The following is an 18,365-nucleotide window of genomic DNA, read 5'->3' on the forward strand; positions in this document are numbered from 1 at the left end:
GGCGACGCCCCCCGCCATGCTGGTGACGGCCATTGCCGCAGCGGCCAGCCCCGCTGGCGCCACTACAGCCGCAACCGCGGCCGCCGGTCGAGAACGCTTGCTGTGCCTGCCTGCCATGGGAGCCCTCCCCTTAGTCGTGCGGTGGACGCAGGTTGCGAGCCCCCAGAGACGAGCAAACGCTAACACGACGAAACGACCTGAACTATCCAGATCGCGCAGATTCGGTTAAGCGCGCTGGTTAGCCCCGTAAAGGCGCGTACGCGAACTCGCGCAGACCGTCACGCGGGTCAACAACTGCTTGAAAACGCAGCAACTTCGCCGCACCCGCCGGACTGGCGACGATATGCCGGACGTCGCCGCTGCGGTACTGACCCGTCACGACAGGAGACGACTCTTCCCGCGCCTCACACAGCTCGGTCGCCACTTCCAGAATCGAGATGGGCCTACCGGAGCACACATTTGCCGGGTTGAAGCCACCGATGCCCGCCTCGACCGCCGCGACATTCGCGGCGGCGATGTCGTCGACGTGGACGAAGTCGCGCATCTGCCCGCCGTCCTCGTAAACCCTTGGCACATCACCCGCTTCGAGCTGCGACCGGAATATCGCAGCCACCCCGGAGTACGGCGTGTCCCGCGGCATGTTGGGCCCATAAACGTTGTGATAGCGCAGCGCCACCACCGATCCGCCCGTCGCCTCCACCCACGCCAGCGCGTAGTGCTCCTGCGCCACCTTGCTCGCCGCGTAGAGGCTGCGCGGTCGCAGCGGCGCATCCTCGTCGACCAGCTGCCACATCAGCTCTTCGCCGCCGACGGGGCAGCGGTGCTCGAACACTCCGGCGTCCAGGTCCGCCCGCGTGCGCGGCAGCGGGTCGACCACGCCATGCTCGGCGCAGCTGTATCGGCCCTGGCCGTAGACCACCATCGATGACGCCAACACCAGCCGCTGACAGCCCGCCGCGAACATCTCGGCGAGCAGCACCGACGTGCCATAGTCGTTGTGGCTGCCGTAGGACGGCGCGTCCGCCGCGTCCACCCCGGCCCCAACTACCGCCGCCTGATGACACACCACGTCGATCCCGTCGAGCAGTGCGGCGAGCGCACCGGCGTCTCGTACGTCGACCCGCGTCACCCCCTCCGGCAGCTCGGCACCCTCACCGTGCGCGGCCGGCAACATCGCATCCACCGCGACGACGTCATGGCCGGCGTCGGCCAGCGCCGCTCCAACCCGTGAACCGATGAAGCCGGCCGCGCCGGTCAGCAGCACCCTCACGGCAGATCGATCGGCAGCTCGACGCCTTCATGCGGCAGGCAGTGGGTGCACAGCCGCTCCTTGGTGACCTGGTCGATCGCCTCGTGCACGAGCTTCTTGAACGGCACGAGGTTGTGTTCGAACTCGGCGAACACGTCCACCGCCCGCACTCCACCCCCCACGGCGATCCCGGCGTCCACGTCGGTCACCAAAGCGATTGCCGCATAACACATTTCCAACTCGCGCGCGAGCACCGCCTCAGGGTAGCCCGTCATGTTCACCAGCGTGAAGCCCTGTCGCGCGAACCATTGACTCTCGGCGCGTGTCGAGAACCGCGGCCCCTGTACCACGACCATGGTGCCGCCGTCGACGACACCGGGCAGGTCGGTGACGGCCGCCCGCAACAGCGGGCAGTAGGGGTCGGCGAACTCGACATGAATGCCGCCAGAGTCGAAGTAGGTGTCCTCGCGGCTTCGGGTGCGGTCGACCAGCTGATCGGGCACCACCATCGCGCCGGGTCCCAGCTCGGGCGTCAGGCTCCCGACCGCGCACGGCCCGAAGATCCGCCGCACGCCCAGCGCACGCAACGCCCACATATTGGCCCGGTACGGAACGGTGTGCGGCGAGAACTCGTGCTTCACGCCGTGGCGCGGCAGAAACGCCACTTCGTGGTTGCCGACGGTGCCCACCGTGATCGGCGCGCTCGGCTCGCCGTAGGGGGTGTCCAGATTGACGCTTCGCGCGTCCGAGCCGAAGAACGAGTAGAAGCCGCTGCCGCCGATGACTCCGAGCATCACTCCATTGTGTCGTCGGTGCGTTTGTCGGCGCGCCGGACCCCGTCCCGGATCTCGAAGACGTCTGTGGCCAGCCCGCCGATCGCACCCGCCACGTCCTTCACGGCGGTGGTGACGATAGAGGCCACCTCGCCAACCGTCGAAGCGACCGATTGGACGGTCTCCTGGAGGGCGTCCTTGCGAATCTCACTCTTGCTGAGTCGGTCTTCCATGCCCATCAGTCTTCGGCTGCAAGTGGGACCAAACAATGTGTCCGTCGTCACTCCGCCCGCCATTCGGGCGGCCATGAAACGATTGCGTTCGTGGCCAGTGTCGCGCAGTGGGTCGAGGGCGCCCGCCCGCGTACCTTGCCGAACGCCATCGCCCCCGTGATCGCAGGGACCGGCGCCGCGGCCTGGCTGGACAGCGCGGTGTGGTGGCGGGCCCTGCTGGCGTTGGTCGTCGCGGTCGCAATGATCATCGGCGTGAACTACGCCAACGACTACTCCGACGGCATCCGCGGCACCGATGATGTGCGCGCCGGACCTCTGCGGTTGGTCGGATCACGCTTGGCCACACCGCGTTCGGTGCTCACCGCCGCGATGGTGAGCTTCGCGCTGGCCGCTGCGGCCGGCCTGACGCTGGCCGTCGTGAGCGCCCCATGGCTGATCGCGGTCGGCGTCGTGTGCATTGCGGGCGCATGGCTCTACACCGGCGGCAAGAAACCGTACGGATATCTGGGGCTGGGCGAGGTCGCCGTGTTCGTGTTCTTCGGTCTGGTCGCGGTTCTGGGCACGCAGTACACCCAGGCGCTGCGGGTCGACTGGGTCGGCCTTGCGCTTGCGGTGGCCCTCGGGTCGTTGTCGTCGGCGGTGCTGGTCGCCAACAATCTGCGCGACATTCCCACTGACAAGGAAGCCGACAAGATCACGCTGGCGGTGCGACTCGGCGATGCCCGCACCCGGTTGCTCTACACGGCGCTTTTGGCGGTCGCGCTGATCGTCACGCTGCTGTTGATGCTTGCCACGCCATGGTGCGCGGTTGGGCTTGTCGCAGCACCGTTGGCGTGGCGCGCCACGCGTCCCATCAGGACGGGCGCGGTCGGCGCGGCGTTGATCCCAGTGCTGCGCGACACCGGGCTGACGATGCTGGTGTGGTCGATTGCCGTCGCGCTCGCGTTGGCATTCGGCTGAACTGCTACGACGCGGCGGTTGGCGCGTCGGCCACCTTGACCAACTGAACCTCGGGCCGGGCGGGCACCTCTTCGGCGAGGAACCACCGGAACGCCAGGTTGCCGCGCGGATAGTCCAGCGTCGTCAGCGAATTGGGGTGTGTAGTGAGGCCGCGCGAAAGCACGATCGTCACGGAGCCGTCGGCGTTCGGCACCGCGGTATGGCCGTTCACCGAACTGCGGGCGTCGCTGACTCCGGGGGTGGCCATGAACTGGTTCCACACCACCAGGTTCCAGAACCGGCACGACGGCGGTCGGTGCGTGATGATGAGCGCCTCGTCGTCCTCGAGCACGAAGCTGCCGTAGGCATAGCAGGCGTCGCGCGCCGACCAGCCGAAGTTCGCGTCCGGCACCTGGTAGGGATCGGCGAATTCGTTTGCCGCTTGCGATATCTCGTGGCCGAGTGTGTGCGCGTCCTCGACCCGTGCGCCGACGGCCAGCGGCAGGATCGCGAACATCGTCCGCATCCACGCCGCGCTCGCCCGCAGCGCGGCGGCGGTCTCCGCGTCGCTGTGGCGGAACGGGTTCGGATCGTCGAGCGCCTCGATCTGCCAACTGACCGGGCGACCGGTGTCCGGGTTGGCCTGATAGTCGCGGGTCATCAGCACAGCCGCATCGGGCGTCGGCCCCAGTTCGAAGGCGAAGTCACCGTCGATGTCGATGTCGAGGTCGTCGTCACGGACGGTCGCGACGATCCGGTCCGACCAGGCGCCCGGCGACGGTTCGTTGTAGGCGGTCACCGAGAAGTAGACGCTGTCGCCCTTGTTGCCGCTGATGCGGTAGCGCCGCTTCGGGTCGACCGGGCACATGAAGTAGTAGGCGTCGGTGTTGTCGCCGCCCCACCGGCGATCCTGCCGTGACGGCGAATTGACCTCAACCCAGCGCGGCCGGCTGGGGTCGGGGAACAGGTAGGTGTCGAATGCGACCCCCAGCGTCGTCGCGAGCATGCGGTAACCGTCCGCGACGTGTCGATCGTCGGTGACGGCGCGCTCACCGGCGAGGAACGAAGCATCAAGGCCACCAAGCGTTTCGAGCAGTTCACGCCATGCGACGGTCGACGCGTTCGTCATCGGACTCATGCACTGATTCCCTTCGTGATCAGGGTGGCGGTGCGCTCCACCCAGGTGTCGTCGAGTACTTGGTTGCGCGTGATGATCGCCATCAGTGCCATGCCGGCGATCGCGTCGACCAGATCGACGGCGGTCACGTCGGGCCGGGCCTCACCGCGGTTGACGGCACCCTCGAGGCGGTCGGTCATTCCGCGGGACATGACGTCGCCGAACCGGTCCAACAGCTTGGCGTGCAGACTCGGATCGGTGGCCATTTCGGCCAGCAGTCCCGGCATCGCGGCCCGCGCGGCCGGGGTGGTGAGCACGCCCGTCGAGCGTCGCACCATCTCGCGCACGTCTCCCTCGAGCGAGCCGGTATCGGGCAACTCGGTCGCCTCGGAGATCGGGAACACGGCCTCGTGCACGAGATGCGCCTTACTGGGCCAGCGCCGGTAGATCGCAGGCTTGCTGGTGCCTGCCCGCTTGGCGATCGCGTCGACCGAGAGGTCGGCATAGCCCGACGTGCCCAGCAGCTCGACGGTCGCGCCCAGCACCGAGTCGTCGATGCGCGGGTCGCGGGGGCGACCGAGGTCTGTCGTCATTACGAAACTCAGAGTAACATAAGTCGCTCCGGACGAGAGGACGACAAAACATGCCACTGACCGACGTCAACGCAGCCGTTGTCCACCTCGACGACCTCCTTGAGCCGCGCTTCAGCCGGGACGGGCAACAGATTCTCGACATGATGGCGACGATGGCACCCGAGTGCCCTCTGGACGCCGACGTCCTGCATGCCAAGGCGGCCGCCGAGACCGGATTCGACGACTTCGGCGACGACGACTACCGCGAGCGGCTCGACGTGTATTTGGCTGCGCTGCAAGATATTGCGGGCATGCAGTCGGCCGGGATCGTCAACCACCACGTCCAGCTACTGCAGTGGCTGAAGAACCGGTTGTTGCTGACCGACCTGCTCGCGCGGCATCCCGAGATCCACGACATCGACCTACGTCCGCCGATCGTCATCGCGGGTCTGCCGCGCACCGGCACCACGCATCTGCACAACCTTCTGGCCGCGCCTGCGACCTTCCGCACCATGCCGTACTGGGAGAGCAGCGAGCCGTTCCCGTCGCCCACGGAGGCCGGTATCGAGCCCGATCCACGCAGAACGCGGATGGATGTCGCCGTCCAGGTTGTCGATATCCTGATGCCGCACTTCCGGCTGATGCACGAGATGACGACCGACCACGTGCACGAGGAAATCCAGCTCTTGGCCAACGACCTCTCGACGATGCTCTTCGAGACGCTGGCGCACGTGCCGCGCTGGCGCGACTACTACATGGCCCACGATCAGACCCCGCATTACGAGTACCTCAAGACACAACTCAAAGCCATGCAGTTTCTGCGCGGCGGCAGGCGGTGGCTGCTCAAGTCGCCGCAACATCTCGAGCAGCTGCCGGTGCTGAACCGGGTGTTCCCCGGAGTCTTCGTGATCTTCACGCACCGCGATCCCACGCCGGTGGCGCTGTCGATGCTCGCGATGATCACCTACTCCGCGCGGATGCACTGCTCGCCGGTGCCCGTCAACGAGATCGCCGCGGCCTGGAACGACCGTCTCGCGTCGATGCTGGGCGCGCTGGTCCGCGATCGCGACACGATCCCGGAGGAGCGGTCGATCGACGTGCGCTTCGACGAGTTCATGGCCGACGAGCAGGCGGTCGTCGGGCAGGTATACGAGCAGGCAGGCGAGGATCTCGACGACGACGCGCGCGCGGCGATCGCCGACTACCTGGCGGGCCATCAGCGTGGCAGGCACGGGACGGTCGCGACGTCGCCCGAGATGTTCGGTCTGGCCGAGAAGGACCTGCGCGAGCCGTTCGCCCCGTACGTCGAGCGTTTCCTCGCCTGACCTTCACGGCGAGCACACGCGAAGCCCCGCGTTATCCTGGGAGGTTGCGGGCGCATGCGACTGCCCGCGGGGGAGAGTGTGCCGAGCAACTTGTCCGGGTACTCAGAACCGTTCTGAACCCGAAAGGAAGTATGACCTCAGCACCGGTACGGCTTGACCAGCGCGACATCGCCGAGGCCCAGCGGATCGCAGGCGCCGTCGGCGACGCGTTCTCCGCGAAGGTCGTCGGTCAACAGAATTTGCGCGAGTCGTTGCTGATCGGCCTGCTCGCAGGCGGTCACATACTCATCGAGAGCGTTCCAGGGCTCGCCAAGACGACGGCCGCCCGCGTCGTCGCCGAATCCATCCACGGCGGATTCCAGCGCATCCAGTGCACACCGGACCTGCTGCCCAGCGACATCATCGGCACCCAGGTGTACGAGTCGGCGACCAACTCGTTCGTCACCCAACTCGGTCCCGTGCACACCAACATCGTGTTGCTCGACGAGATCAACCGTTCCAGCGCGAAGACGCAGAGCGCGATGCTGGAGGCCATGGAGGAACGGCAGACCACCATCGCGGGCACGGTGTATCCGATCCCCGAACCGTTCCTGGTGATCGCCACCCAGAACCCGGTCGACCAGGAAGGGACGTATCCGCTCTCCGAGGCGCAGACCGACCGATTCATGCTCAAGGACGTCCTGTCCTATCCCTCCGCGGATGAAGAGGTCGAGGTGATGGACCGGATGGACGCCGGGCTGTACGACAAGAACCACCGCAGCAGGCCGGTCGTCGGACTGGACGATGTGCGACGTCTGCAGGACATCGTGGGCCACGTCTATATGGACCGGGCCCTGACCCGCTACGCCAGCGAGCTCGTCGCCGTCACCCGCGCACCCGACCAATTCTTGCCGCCTCAACTCGCCCGGCTCGTCGAGTACGGCGCGAGCCCGCGCGCGACCATCGCCTTCGTCAAGGCTGCCCGCGCCCTCGCGTTGCTGTCGGGCCGCGCTCACGTCATACCCGACGACATCGCCACGCTCGCCCACCGCGTTCTCCGGCACCGGCTGATCCTCGGCTTCGAGGCGGCGAGCAACGGTATTACCACCGAGGTGATCGTCGACGAAGTGCTGCAAGCGGTTCGGGTGCCTTAAGGACGTGGGTAAGCATCTCAACAAGGCTCGGTCGCACTTCGGCACGGACACCCGCGGGCTGCTCGAAGGCGGCCGCTATGCGCTATTGCACAGTCGCAGCCTGGAATTCGACGATCTGCGGCCCTACGTTCGGGGCGACGATGTGCGCGACATCGACTGGAAGGCGTCTGCGCGTTCAGGCACAGTGTTGATCAAGCGCTTCGTCGACGAGAAGCACCACAAGATCCTGCTGGTGGCTGACGCGGGCCGCAACATGACCGCCCAGGCGCCCAGCGGTGAGGCGAAGATCGACGTCGCGGCCAACATTCTCGGCGCAATCGGGCTGATCACTCTTGGCCGCGCCGACCAGATCGGCATGGTGTACGGCGACACCCGCGGCTGCGTCAACATCCGGCAGGGCCGCGGCGAAACCCACATCGAGAGCATGCTGCACCGGTTCTACGGTCACACTCTGGCGACGCCCGGCCCGAGCGACATCTTCTGCCAATTGGAGTATGTGGCAACGCATTACCGTCACTCGATGCTCATCGTCGTGGTATCCGACGAACCGGAGATAGACGACCGTCTCGAGGACGTGGTCCGTCGTCTCGCGGGTCGGCACAACGTCATGTGGGCGATGGTCTCCGATGCGCCCGCAATCGGGACGCCCGACGGCACTGACGACGGATACGACGTCGCGACCGGCAGATTCGTCGTCGGCGGTGCCAATCTGAGCCCGCGGATCGTCGCGGCCTACCGACGGGCCGAAGAGAACCGGAAGCGTGAACTGCAGGAGTTCATGACCACCCGCGCGATCCCTCACACAACCGTCGGCGGCAGCCGACAGATCCGGTCCCGATTGGTCGCGATGAGTCAAGTCTTTGCGTCCTCCTCACGTGCGGGGGTGCAGACGCGTGCCGGATGACATCTTGCGCTTCGTGATCGGTCCTTCGCCGTATGCGGTGTTGTGGCTGTGGGCCGGGCTGGCGCTGCTGTCGGTCGTCATCGCCTGGTATGTCGGGGTCTTCGTCTGGACACTGCCCGCCGACCGCCTCCGGTCGATCCCGTGGATCCGGAATCTGCACTCGAAGTTGCTGCGGCGCAGATTCTCCCGCGCCATCCGCGCTATCGACGCGCGCTACCGAACGGGTGAACTGTCCGCGGCAGAGGCCGGTCACCAGATGAGCCGGACGCTACGCAGCTTCCTGGCCCTGGCGACCTGCGCTCGAGCGCAGTACATGCACGTCGCGGACATCAGGTCCAGCGACCTTGCCGAGGCGGCTCCGCTGTTCGCGGCTTTCAACGATGCCCAGTTCAACACCGCGTCGCAGGTCGAGATCAGCCGGGTCGGCTCGACCGCCGAGGAGTTGATCCGTTCGTGGGCCTGACGTGGTGGCCTGTCGCTGTCGTTGGATTCGTCTGTCTGGCAGCGGCTGTCGCGCTGGCGATGCTGATGCCAATGGAGCAGGTTCGGCGCCGGCTGCGCCGGCTGGCGAATTCGTCGCGGCTCACGCGGCTACCCGAGTACGCCCGGATGGCGCGGACACGACTCGTCTCCATGGTCGTCGCCGTCGTCCTGCTCGGGCTGTTGTTCGGCACCGCGGTGGTGGCCAGCGCTCGCCCGAGCGGATGGTGGTGGTCGAGCGCGGCGACGGATCCCCCGCAGGACATCATGCTGTGCGTCGCTCAACCGGTCACCGATAAATCCACCGGTGCCTTCCTCACCTATTTCGCCAACCAGGCGCGGACATATGGCACCCAGCGCATCGGGCTGACCTCGCCGAATCGTCGCGTCATTCCGATGACCCGGGACTACCAATTCGTCGCGGGCAGGCTCGGCGACCTCGCCCGGCTCTCCGAGAGGCCGGCCGACAATCCCGCAGGCGCCACCGCGTCCTTCTCCCCCGCGGTGTCCTACGTCGACTACGCGGCCAGCGTCGAGGACATTCTGGCGCTGTGTATGACCGGATTCCCGTCGTTCGACTCCACGAGCTCACACCGTCGTTCGCTCATCTACCTGGGCTCCGGACAGACTCGCGATCCCGAAGAGTCCCGGCGATCGCTGCTGACAGCCGAACAGGTCACCAGCATGGCGAGCAATGCCGGTATCCAGATCAACGCGCTCAGCTCATCGAGCCGCAACGCCGGTCCGCTGCCGTCGATAGCGAAATCGTCGGGCGGTCGATACTTTTCGCTCGAGAATCGCGCAACCGAGCTCACCGCCGACCTGGACGCCATTCGGGACAGACCACCGCCTGCCGGCGCCCCTGCGGATGAGGCCGTCACCGGCTGGTTCGGTGATGCGCCTGCCGTTCCCCTTGCGGTCGCCGTGATCACCTCGCTGCTGCTGTGCCTATCGGTGATGGTGCTGAGACGATGACGTTCCAGCCTGCCCTGCCTGCTGCCCTGTTGCTCGTGATCGCCGTCGTGGTCATCGCGTTGCGGCTGCTCACCATGCGGCGACTGCACACCACAGCAGGGGCGCGATGGACGACCGTCTGGCGCTGGTCCGGCCTGACGCTCGCCGTCCTGCTGATCCTCATCGCCGCGGCCCGGCCCGGTGTCGAGCACGGGGAACGCGGTGCTGCCGCGGCAGCACGGTCCGGCCAGAACACCAACGTCTTCCTCATCGTCGACCGGTCGGCGGATTCGGCCGTCGAGGACTACGGCGACCGGCAATCGCGAATGTCGGGCATCCGCGACGACATCGAGGCCCTGATCGATCGCTATCCCCAGGCGCGGTTCGCCCTGATTGCGTTCGCGTCCCGCCCGTCGTTGGACTGGCCGCTGTCCGAGGACGCATGGAGCCTGAGGCCCGAGGTGGCCAGCCTCGCGCCGTATGTAGCGAGCGAGGCCGATGAGGACGTCAACGCGGCGGCCGCGGCGAACGTGTTGCGCTATCAGCTGATCGCGGCCGGCCAGCAGTATCCCGACGCCAAGAGCCTGGTGTTCTACTTCGGTTCGGGCGCAGCCGGTTCCCGCGCACCGCAAGGCGAATTCGATCCGACCGCGGGTTCCGTCGACGGCGGTGCGGTGTACGGCTACGGCGCGGGTAAAGACGAACCAGGACTGCGCCGGATCGCCGGACAGCTCGGCGTGCCCTTCGTCGATCGCGACGGCGCCGGGCCGATCACGCAATCCGCTCCGGACAGCGGCGCACCACAGGCCGCCGGTGCGACGACGGCGACGGGTATCGCCGGGCGCACCGAACTGTATTGGGTGTTCACGCTGCTGGCCTCGGTGCTGCTCCTGTTCGAGCTGTTCGCCGGCATCCGCGACATCCGCCGCACGCGGCTGGCCAGACGGGACGTGGCGCTGTGATGGCTTCGCGCAGACCGTCACGGTTGACGTTGCGTCGACGGCTGGTGTTGTTCTCGGCGCCAGTGATGCTCGTCGCCCTGCTCGCCGCCGTCAAGATGATTTCGGTTGTGGTCGCAGGCAACTCGGCCGTCACGAATTTCCGGGACGGTGACAGCGAGGCACTGGACCGGGACGCGTCGACCCTCAATGCGGTCAACGTGATCGAGCGCGCGAAGGCGCCGTTCGCGGCGGGGACGCTGGCCGTCCTGCAGGGACGGCTCGACGAGGCCGACGCACGGTTCTCGGAGGCCCTGGCGCTCACCGACGCCGGGCAGACCTGTCCCGTGCTGGTGAACCTGGAGTTGGTGCGCGAACGCCAAGCCGACATCGACGCGTGGGAGGGCAGGACCGATGAGGCCCGCGATCGGTACCGCAGTGCGCTGGCGATCGTGCAGAACGCTCCTGGCCGCTGCTTCGCGGACAACACCGATCCGGACGCCGAACGCCGGGCGGTCAGGAAGGATGCGGCGGCCCGGCTGGAGGCCAAGCTGGCGGGGCTCGACAAGCCGACGCCACCGCCACCGCTACCGCCCGCGCCGCCGCCTGCTGCACCGCCACCACCCGCTGCGCCACCTCCACCGGTAGGCGCGTCGGACCCCGAAGGACAACAGGGAGAACTGCGGCTGGATCCGGGCGCCGGTGACCCGACCGACAAGCTTCGGCAGATACTGCAAGACGCCGCTGGCTGAACCGTCGCGGCGCGTAGCCTCAGCCCATGACTGACGACGCCGCCGAAGAAGCAGGCCGACTCGCGAGCGGCAACGTCGCTGCGCTTCTCCCCGAGGAGGGTCGCACGGTCGAAGAAGAGCGACTGCACCGCAAACAGAACCTGGCGGCGGCGTTTCGCCTCTTCAGCCGCTTCGGCTTCGACGAGGGCGTCGCAGGCCACATCACCGCCCGCGATCCCGAGCTCGCCGACCACTTCTGGGTGAATCCGTTCGGCATGCACTTCGGGCACATCCGGGTCAGCGACCTGATGCTGGTGCGTCACGACGGCACGGTCGTCGACGGCGACCGACCGTTGAACCAAGCCGCGTTCGCGATCCATTCGCAGGTGCACGCGGCCCGCCCCGACGTCGTCAGCGCCGCCCACTCGCACTCGGTGTACGGCAAGACCTGGTCCACGCTCGGCAGGCTCCTCGACCCCATCACCCAGGACGCGTGCGCGTTCTACGACGACCACGCGCTGTTCGACCAGTACTCCGGCGTGGTGCTCGACCTCGAAGAGGGCAAGCGCATCGCACACCAACTGGGCGACTCCAAGGCCGTCATCCTGCGCAACCACGGGCTGCTCACCGTCGGGCACTCGGTTGACGAGGCGGCGTGGTGGTTCATCACGATGGAGCGGTCCTGCCAGGCTCAGCTGTTGGCCGAGGCCGCCGGAACCCCGGTGCAGATCGAGCCGGCGATGGCCAAACACACTGCGGGCCAAGTCGGTACACACTTCGCGGGCTGGTTCAGTTTCCAGCCGTTGTTAGCGCGCATCACTCGCGAACAGCCGGACCTCTTCGACTGACCGCCATCACGAGCGCAGCACGTCGAGCAACCGATCCAAGTCATACTCTGTGTTGTACAGGTGGAAGCCGACGCGGATGGCGCCGGCGCGGATCGACGCCCGGATTCCGGCGTCCTTGAGCTTGCCTGCGGCCGCCGTCGGTATCGAGACGATCGCCGAACGCTCTGGCGGCAGCCGGAGTTCGGTGCGCAAACGGGACGCCAGCCGCAGCGCATGCGCCTCCACCGCGGCCCGGTCCAGCGACGCCATCCACGGCAGAGTCATGCCCGACCCCAGCGCGCTGAACCAGGTCGGCGACACGTCGAACCGGCGCGCGCTCTCGGCCAGCCGCAGCGGCAGCCCGTAGATCGTCGACCACGGCTGCACCCCCGCGTACCAGTTGGCGGCGTGCGGGGTGATCGTGTTCGAGATGCGGTCGCTCAGCGACATCCAGGCCGTCCCCCGCGGCGCAAGCAGCCACTTGTACACGGCCGCGACGGTGACGTCGGCCCACGACAGCTCGACATTCATCCAACCCAGCGCCTGTGTGACGTCGATGACGGTCAGCGTGTTCGTCCCCGCCACGGTCGCCCGCAACGTGTCGACGTCCAAGACCGCGCCGGTCGCCGACTGCACCAGGCTCGCTGTCACCACGTCGTACGCAGTGGCGGTCGTCACCAATTCGTCAGAACTCAGTTCGGTCACCGTGATGCCGCGCGCCGCCTGAGCGGCGAACGGAAAAGTAGTGCTGGTGAATTCGCCCGGCAGCGTCGCGACGCGGGCACCGTCGGGGATGGCGGCGGCGACCAATCCCAGCGCGGACGAGACGGTTCCCGCCATCGCCACCGTGTCGACAGGCACGCCGACCAACGCTGCGTAGCCGGTGCGGGCCGCGCTGACCGACTCGTCGAACGATGGAACGTCCATCGTGCCCAGCTGCCAGGCGCGCAGACAGTCCTGCAGCGCATCGAACATGAACTGCGGCGGCAACCCGTACGTCGGCGAATTCAGAAAACCCTCGGCGCCAACGAATTCGGCACCGAACGCCTCGCGCGTCACGGCTGTTGTCACTCCTTGGGCGGCTCGTCGCCGCGCAGCCTGGCCTGCAACTGCTCGCGGTCCTGGCGACGCCGCTCGTCGAGCGCCGCGATGCTCGCGGTGGCGCGCTTACGCAGCGGAGCGAAGAGGAAGATGCCCAACGGCAGCGATATGACGATCGCGAACAGCAGGGCGATGGCGAGCGGAAAGTCGCGTAACCCGAGCAGATGTCCGCCCCCGAAGATCACTGCGGTCAGCACGACAACGAGCAAAAGCCGGGCGAGCGTATAGCCCAGCACGTCGATCATCATGCGGGATCCGGGGCGAGACTCAGGCACGGCCCGAGCCTACAGACGGCGCGTATATTCAGACCAAGGAGGTTTTCTGCGTGGCTTTTCTGCTCCTCGTTCTCGTCTTGGCCGGCCTGGTCTACGTCGGCTGGCGGCTGACCCGCGCCACGGCCAACCGGCCGAGGACGCGCACGATCGGCCCGGACGACGACCCGGATTTCCTGCGGCGGCTCGGACACGGGGACAATCCCCGCCCGAAGTAATCGCGCCCGGTTCCTAAAACAGGTCGTTGATCCGCTGTGTGCCCGGAAAACCGTCGGCGACCACCGCTGCCAGCTCGATGAGCGCCTCGCGCGTCTCGCGCCGCAGGCGTTCCAGGTCGATCTCCGCACCCTCTTCGAGGTGCGGGTCGAACGGCACCAGCCGCACCGCCCGGCAGCGGCGGGAGAAGTGGTCGACGACCTTTTGCATATCGACCTTGCCCGACCGCGGGCGCACCGCGTTGATCACCGCGATCGAGTTCTTGACCATGTCCTCGTGCCCGTGCGCATCGAGCCAGTCCAACGTCGCCGATGCGCTGCGGGCGCCGTCGACCGAGCCCGAGCTGATGACGATCAGCACGTCGGCCTTGGCCAGCACGGAAGCCATCGCCGAGTGCATCAACCCGGTGCCGCAGTCGGTGAGCACCAGGCTGTAGAAGCGTTCGAGCACGTCCAGCGTCCTGGAGTAGTCGTCGGCGCTGAACGCCTCGGACACCGCGGGGTCGCTCTCGGAAGCCAGCACTTCCAGCCGGCTCGGACCCTGCGACGTGTAGCTGCGGACGTCGCTGTAGCGATCGATGCCCTCGGCATCGCGCAACAGGTGACGCACTGTGGCAGGGGTCTCCAGCGGCACCTTCTGGCTCAACGTGCCGCGGTCGGGATTCGCGTCGACCGCGACCACCCGATCGCCCCGGATGGAGGCGAACGTCGCGCCGAGTGTCGCGGTGATGGTCGTCTTGCCGACGCCACCCTTGAGCGATAGCAGCGCGATCCGGTAGCAGCCCTGCAGAGGCTTGTTCACCTGTGCGAGCAAGTTGTTGTGATTGACGGCCTTCGGGCCTTCGCCGAGGTTGATGAGCTTGCCGGAGGCCAGAAACAGCCACCGTCGCCAGCCGGACGACGGCGGCCGCTTGTTCTGGCGCAGCAGCGACGCGGTGGAGAGCTCCGGATACGGCTGCGGCACCACCTCCGGCGAGCTGACCGGAATTCCGGTCGGCGGCGTGGGATCGGTCCACTCCGGCGGCGGCGCCTCGTCGGTCGCCGGATCGGTGAACCGCTGTTGTGACCTAAAGCCAGGCGATGGATGGTCAGACAACGGCCAGCCCCTTTTCATTGAACGGCTCGGCTCAGCCGACGCCGGCATACGAGTGCAGTCCCACGGTGACGAGGTTGATGAAGAACAGATTGAACACCATCGCGATGAACCCCGCGACGTTTATCCACGCCGCCTTCTTGTCGCGCCAGCCGGCGGTCGAGCGGGCGTGCAGGTATGCGGCGTAGATCACCCACGCGATGAACGACACCGTCTCCTTGGGGTCCCAACCCCAGTAGCGACCCCAGGCCTCCTCGGCCCAGATCGCCCCGAAGATGACGCCGAACCCGAAGACAGGGAACGCGAAGATTGTTGTGCGGTAGGCGATGCGATCCAAAGTCTGCGCGTCGGGCAGCCGCGCCACGATGCGGGCGGCGGCGCCGTCGGCATCGGGCGCGCCGAGCTTCGACATCTTGACCAGGAACAGGATGCTGGCCACGCCCGCGACCAGGAACACCCCTGAGCCGAGGCTGACCACCGACACATGGATCGGCAGCCAGTAGGACTGCAGCGCGGGCATCACCGGCGCCGCGTTGGTGTAGAGCCAGCGACCCGACACCGTCAGCAGGATCAATACCGGCACCAGCACGAACACCCACAACGCGCGGTACTGCGGGCGGCGCAGCACGGTCGCGCCTGCGACCAGACCCGAGAAGCAGGTCAGGTTGATGAACTCGTACATGTTGCCCCAGGGCACCCGCTCGGTCGCAAGGCCACGCAGCGCGATGCACGCCAGAAGCGCCGCGATGCCTGCGTAGACCAGCACCAGCCCGGCTCTGCCGACGCGCTCGTCGAAGGGACGCTGCGGGGTTTCGGCCACGACGCCGGGAGTGGCGCTGTCGGCGCTCACTTTCCCTGCCGCGGTACTGAATGTCGCCGCCCGGGCGGCTCCGACCAGTTCGCGGTCGGCGACCTTTCTGCTGCCGACGGCGGCGAGCTCGACGGCCAGGAACACGAGCGCGATCACCAGCAGGACGACCGACGAGGTGAAGGCCCAGTCCGAGTAGCGGGCCAACCCGATGTCGATGTGCTCGGTGTTCATGCGCGATCCGCCTGCGCTACTCGCTCGGTGTTCATGCTCTAGACCTTCTCCCTTGACGGCGCCGCGGCATCGAGCCCGTCGAGTAGCCGGTGCGTCAACCGCTCGAATTCGTCGCCCCAACCGGAGTTGTCGGTGCGAGCGAGTCCGCCCAGCTCGACGCTAACCGTACCTGCTTCACCTGCTGCTATCCGAACCCAGACCCGGCGCCTGCGCACGATCAGCGACACCAGCAGGCCCGCCATCATGGTCAGCGCGGACACCAGCACCCACACCTGCGCCGGATCGTGGGAGACCTGCACGTTGATGAAGGGCACCGCCCCGTCGAAGCGCACCCGCGTGCCGTCGTCGAGCCGGGTCTCCTCGCCGGCGGGCAGGTTCACCCGTGCCGCCTTGGTCAGCCGCTTCTGGTCGATGAGCCGCGGGTCCAGCGAGAACAGCGACTGCGGCCGCCCGCTATCCAGTCCCGCGTCGCCGCGATAGATGTCGACGGCCACCGCCGGATCGTTGAGCGCAGGAAAGCTCGACGACAACAGGGTGCCGTGCAGCTGTTGCGTCGGCGCGAAAAGTCCCTGGATCGCGATCTGGTGCTTGCGGCGTTCGTCGGCGTTCGGGTAGGTGCCGCCGGGCGGGTCGAACCGCATCACGCCCGACGACAGCAGCGTGACCTGATCGTCCGGCCGCCACTGCACCGTCTGGGTGCGGGTCTGCCCGTCGGGGAAGGTGACGGTGAACGTCGGCGCGTAGCCGTGGCCCTGCAGGTAGACCCGGTCGCCACCGATGCGCAGCGGTTCGTTGACCTTCAGGTGGTACGCCCGCCAGGTGTCGCTGTCGAGGTCGGCGCCCGCCTGATAATCGATGTTGGCGGCGAAGGACAGCGCCTGCCCCGACGGCAGGTAGTGGGCGTCGAAATCGTTGACGCGCAAGCAGATCGGGCTCAGCGAGGTGCCGTCGACGGTGTTTCCCGCGCGGAACGAGTCGAAGGCGGCAGGCGACGCCGAGCAGAAGCCCGGCCCGCGGTCGGCGACCACGATGACGTTGCCCTCGTAGCCGAACAGCTTGCCGACAGCCACCGCGACGAGCAGGCCGAGCAGGGCGAAGTGGAAGACGATGTTGCCGAACTCGCGCAGAAAGCCCTTTTCGGCGGAGATTTCGACGGCGTCGTCCTCGGTGCGCGTGACGCGTCGCCATCCGCTCAGCTTGTCCGATACCGCGGCGGCGACCGCGTCGCGCTCGCCCGACACCTCGACGGTGTGGTGTTTGGGCAGCCGACTGAGGTTGCGCGGCGCCGCAACGGGGGTGGCCCGCATGCTCTTGATGTGCTCGGCCAGCCTCGGGGTCAGGCAGCCGACGAGCGAGACGAACAGCAACACGTAGATGGCGGTGAACCAGAAGCTGGAGAACACCTCGAAGGCCTGCAACCGATCCAGCCAGGGCCCGATCGTCGGATGCTCGGCAATGTACTGCTCGACCTTTGCTTCATTGAGGCTGCGCTGCGGTAGCAGGGCGCCCGGAATCGCGGCCAGCGCAAGCAGGAACAGCAGCACCAGCGCCGTGCCCATCGACGTCAGCGTGCGCCAGGTGTTGCGAGCAATCGCCAGGATGCGGCTCATATCGGGAGCCTCACGTCGCTGACGAACGCGTCGCGCACCCACGACACGAAGTCGTTCCACACGCCGGTGACCAACGCGGTGCCGACAAGGATCAGCAGCACACCGCCGAAGATCTGGATCTGCCGGGTGTGCCTTCGCAGCCAGCCGAGGCCCTGCACGGCACGCGCCGAACCGAACGCCAACAGCACGAACGGGATGCCCAAGCCGAGGCAATAGGCGATCACCAGCAGCACACCGCGGGCGACGTTGGCGCCTTCGGTGGCGGATGCGACCGCGATCACCCCGGTCAGCGTCGGGCCGAGACACGGCGTCCAGCCGAGCGCGAACACCGCGCCGAGCAGCGGCGCGCCCCCGATCGTCGACAGCTGCCGTGGCGCGAACCGGGTGTCGCGTTGCAACAACGGGATAAGGCCGACGAATACCAGGCCCATGAGGATGGTGATGACCCCGCCGATGCGTTGCAGCAATAACTGATTGGTGACCAGCGCGCCCGTCACGCCGAGCACCGCGACGGTGCCGAGGACGAACACCGCGGTGAAGCCGGCCACGAAGAGCAACGCCGCCCCCACAACGCGGAGCCGCGCGCCACTCGTCGAGATCGACGTTTCGGCGGGTTCCTCTCGAACATTCTCGCCCAAACGTGAGTTTGGGCGTGCCACGCGCGGTTCTTCCTCGACGCCGACGATCGCGGCGAGGTATGACAGGTAGCCCGGAACCAGCGGAACGACGCACGGCGACGCGAACGACACCAGCCCGGCGAGCACCGATACGCCAACCGCCGCCAGAACCGGTCCGGCAGCGGCGATCTCACCGAAGCCGGTCATGTCCGCGGAGCCGGCTCTGCGGCCACCCGCTGC

Annotated in this window: 21 protein-coding genes; 10 read left to right on the forward strand and 11 right to left on the reverse strand. The window is 67.3% G+C overall.

The features are described 5' to 3' along the window. Positions 1-238: 238 nt before the first annotated feature. From QOC76_RS22795 to QOC76_RS22805, 3 genes are read right to left on the reverse strand one after another with little or no spacing between them, the layout of a single operon-like run. Complete coding sequence (locus tag QOC76_RS22795; RefSeq protein WP_526360661.1) at positions 239-1,270, reverse strand: NAD-dependent epimerase/dehydratase family protein; 1,032 nt, start codon at positions 1,268-1,270, stop codon at positions 239-241. After that, positions 1,267-2,046 carry an S-methyl-5'-thioadenosine phosphorylase gene (locus tag QOC76_RS22800; protein WP_526360663.1) on the reverse strand — a complete coding sequence of 260 codons (780 nt, stop codon included), beginning with the start codon at positions 2,044-2,046 and terminating at the stop codon, positions 1,267-1,269. The genes QOC76_RS22795 and QOC76_RS22800 overlap by 4 nt, the downstream gene beginning before the upstream one ends. After that, positions 2,043-2,255, reverse strand: coding sequence for a hypothetical protein (locus QOC76_RS22805; protein ID WP_526360665.1), 213 nt, complete (start codon positions 2,253-2,255; stop codon positions 2,043-2,045). The genes QOC76_RS22800 and QOC76_RS22805 overlap by 4 nt, the downstream gene beginning before the upstream one ends. A gap of 90 nt (positions 2,256-2,345) precedes the next feature. Between QOC76_RS22805 and QOC76_RS22810 the strand changes: the two genes are divergently transcribed. Beyond that, positions 2,346-3,215 carry a 1,4-dihydroxy-2-naphthoate polyprenyltransferase gene (locus QOC76_RS22810; protein WP_526360667.1) on the forward strand — a complete coding sequence of 290 codons (870 nt, stop codon included), beginning with the start codon at positions 2,346-2,348 and terminating at the stop codon, positions 3,213-3,215. 4 nt (positions 3,216-3,219) lie between these two features. Here the strand turns inward: QOC76_RS22810 and QOC76_RS22815 are convergent, their stop codons facing one another. Together QOC76_RS22815 and QOC76_RS22820 are read right to left on the reverse strand one after the other, a co-directional pair. Further along, positions 3,220-4,323: a DUF1214 domain-containing protein gene (locus QOC76_RS22815; protein ID WP_526360700.1), complete on the reverse strand. Its 1,104-nt coding sequence runs from the start codon at positions 4,321-4,323 to the stop codon at positions 3,220-3,222. Between the two features lie 5 nt (positions 4,324-4,328). Next, positions 4,329-4,904 carry a TetR/AcrR family transcriptional regulator gene (locus tag QOC76_RS22820; RefSeq protein WP_526360669.1) on the reverse strand — a complete coding sequence of 192 codons (576 nt, stop codon included), beginning with the start codon at positions 4,902-4,904 and terminating at the stop codon, positions 4,329-4,331. Positions 4,905-4,954: 50 nt separating this feature from the next. Between QOC76_RS22820 and QOC76_RS22825 the strand changes: the two genes are divergently transcribed. From QOC76_RS22825 to QOC76_RS22860, 8 genes are all read left to right on the forward strand, one after another. Further along, positions 4,955-6,208 carry a sulfotransferase gene (locus tag QOC76_RS22825; RefSeq protein ID WP_526360671.1) on the forward strand — a complete coding sequence of 418 codons (1,254 nt, stop codon included), beginning with the start codon at positions 4,955-4,957 and terminating at the stop codon, positions 6,206-6,208. 131 nt (positions 6,209-6,339) lie between these two features. Further along, positions 6,340-7,341, forward strand: a complete 1,002-nt coding sequence (locus tag QOC76_RS22830; protein ID WP_526360673.1) for an AAA family ATPase — start codon at positions 6,340-6,342, stop codon at positions 7,339-7,341. 4 nt (positions 7,342-7,345) lie between these two features. Further along, entirely contained in the window at positions 7,346-8,245 is a 900-nt protein-coding gene (locus QOC76_RS22835) for a DUF58 domain-containing protein (protein ID WP_526360675.1), read from the forward strand. Next, positions 8,235-8,708 carry a hypothetical protein gene (locus QOC76_RS22840; protein WP_526360677.1) on the forward strand — a complete coding sequence of 158 codons (474 nt, stop codon included), beginning with the start codon at positions 8,235-8,237 and terminating at the stop codon, positions 8,706-8,708. Before QOC76_RS22835 ends, QOC76_RS22840 begins: the two co-directional genes overlap by 11 nt. Next, a complete protein-coding gene (locus tag QOC76_RS22845) occupies positions 8,699-9,700 on the forward strand; it encodes a vWA domain-containing protein (RefSeq protein ID WP_526360679.1) in 1,002 nt (333 codons plus the stop codon). The genes QOC76_RS22840 and QOC76_RS22845 overlap by 10 nt, the downstream gene beginning before the upstream one ends. Further along, positions 9,697-10,641, forward strand: coding sequence for a vWA domain-containing protein (locus QOC76_RS22850; protein ID WP_526360681.1), 945 nt, complete (start codon positions 9,697-9,699; stop codon positions 10,639-10,641). The genes QOC76_RS22845 and QOC76_RS22850 overlap by 4 nt, the downstream gene beginning before the upstream one ends. Further along, positions 10,641-11,369: a hypothetical protein gene (locus QOC76_RS22855; RefSeq protein WP_526360683.1), complete on the forward strand. Its 729-nt coding sequence runs from the start codon at positions 10,641-10,643 to the stop codon at positions 11,367-11,369. Before QOC76_RS22850 ends, QOC76_RS22855 begins: the two co-directional genes overlap by 1 nt. Before the next feature lie 26 nt (positions 11,370-11,395). Further along, positions 11,396-12,196 (forward strand): class II aldolase/adducin family protein, encoded by an 801-nt coding sequence (locus QOC76_RS22860; RefSeq protein WP_526360685.1) that lies wholly within the window; start codon positions 11,396-11,398, stop codon positions 12,194-12,196. 6 nt (positions 12,197-12,202) lie between these two features. On the opposite strand, the gene QOC76_RS22865 is transcribed toward QOC76_RS22860, so the two are convergent. Together QOC76_RS22865 and QOC76_RS22870 are read right to left on the reverse strand one after the other, a co-directional pair. Continuing rightward, positions 12,203-13,234 carry an aminotransferase class V-fold PLP-dependent enzyme gene (locus QOC76_RS22865; protein WP_526360687.1) on the reverse strand — a complete coding sequence of 344 codons (1,032 nt, stop codon included), beginning with the start codon at positions 13,232-13,234 and terminating at the stop codon, positions 12,203-12,205. Positions 13,235-13,242: 8 nt separating this feature from the next. Further along, on the reverse strand, positions 13,243-13,551 hold the full coding sequence (locus QOC76_RS22870) for a DUF4229 domain-containing protein (RefSeq protein WP_526360689.1): 309 nt from the start codon (positions 13,549-13,551) through the stop codon (positions 13,243-13,245). Between the two features lie 50 nt (positions 13,552-13,601). On the opposite strand from QOC76_RS22870, the gene QOC76_RS22875 reads away from it, so the two are divergent. Next, the gene (locus tag QOC76_RS22875) at positions 13,602-13,766 is read left to right on the forward strand and encodes a hypothetical protein (RefSeq protein ID WP_526360691.1); all 165 of its coding nucleotides are present in this window, start codon (positions 13,602-13,604) and stop codon (positions 13,764-13,766) included. 13 nt (positions 13,767-13,779) lie between these two features. Here QOC76_RS22875 and QOC76_RS22880 read toward each other — a convergent pair whose 3' ends face one another. Genes QOC76_RS22880 through QOC76_RS22895 form a run of 4 tightly spaced genes read right to left on the reverse strand, consistent with a single transcriptional unit; the run spans position 13,780 to position 18,332 of the window. After that, positions 13,780-14,877: a MinD/ParA family ATP-binding protein gene (locus QOC76_RS22880; RefSeq protein WP_526360693.1), complete on the reverse strand. Its 1,098-nt coding sequence runs from the start codon at positions 14,875-14,877 to the stop codon at positions 13,780-13,782. A gap of 13 nt (positions 14,878-14,890) precedes the next feature. Further along, positions 14,891-15,898 (reverse strand): c-type cytochrome biogenesis protein CcsB, encoded by a 1,008-nt coding sequence (gene ccsB / locus QOC76_RS22885; protein WP_526360696.1) that lies wholly within the window; start codon positions 15,896-15,898, stop codon positions 14,891-14,893. Positions 15,899-15,936: 38 nt separating this feature from the next. Then, positions 15,937-17,508 (reverse strand): cytochrome c biogenesis protein ResB, encoded by a 1,572-nt coding sequence (gene resB, locus QOC76_RS22890; protein ID WP_526360698.1) that lies wholly within the window; start codon positions 17,506-17,508, stop codon positions 15,937-15,939. Continuing rightward, complete coding sequence (locus QOC76_RS22895; protein ID WP_526360702.1) at positions 17,505-18,332, reverse strand: cytochrome c biogenesis CcdA family protein; 828 nt, start codon at positions 18,330-18,332, stop codon at positions 17,505-17,507. The genes resB and QOC76_RS22895 overlap by 4 nt, the downstream gene beginning before the upstream one ends. Positions 18,333-18,365: the final 33 nt, after the last annotated feature.

Source organism: Mycobacterium sp. (genome assembly GCF_032159565.1).
In the GTDB taxonomy this organism is placed as follows: Bacteria; Actinomycetota; Actinomycetes; order Mycobacteriales; family Mycobacteriaceae; genus Mycobacterium.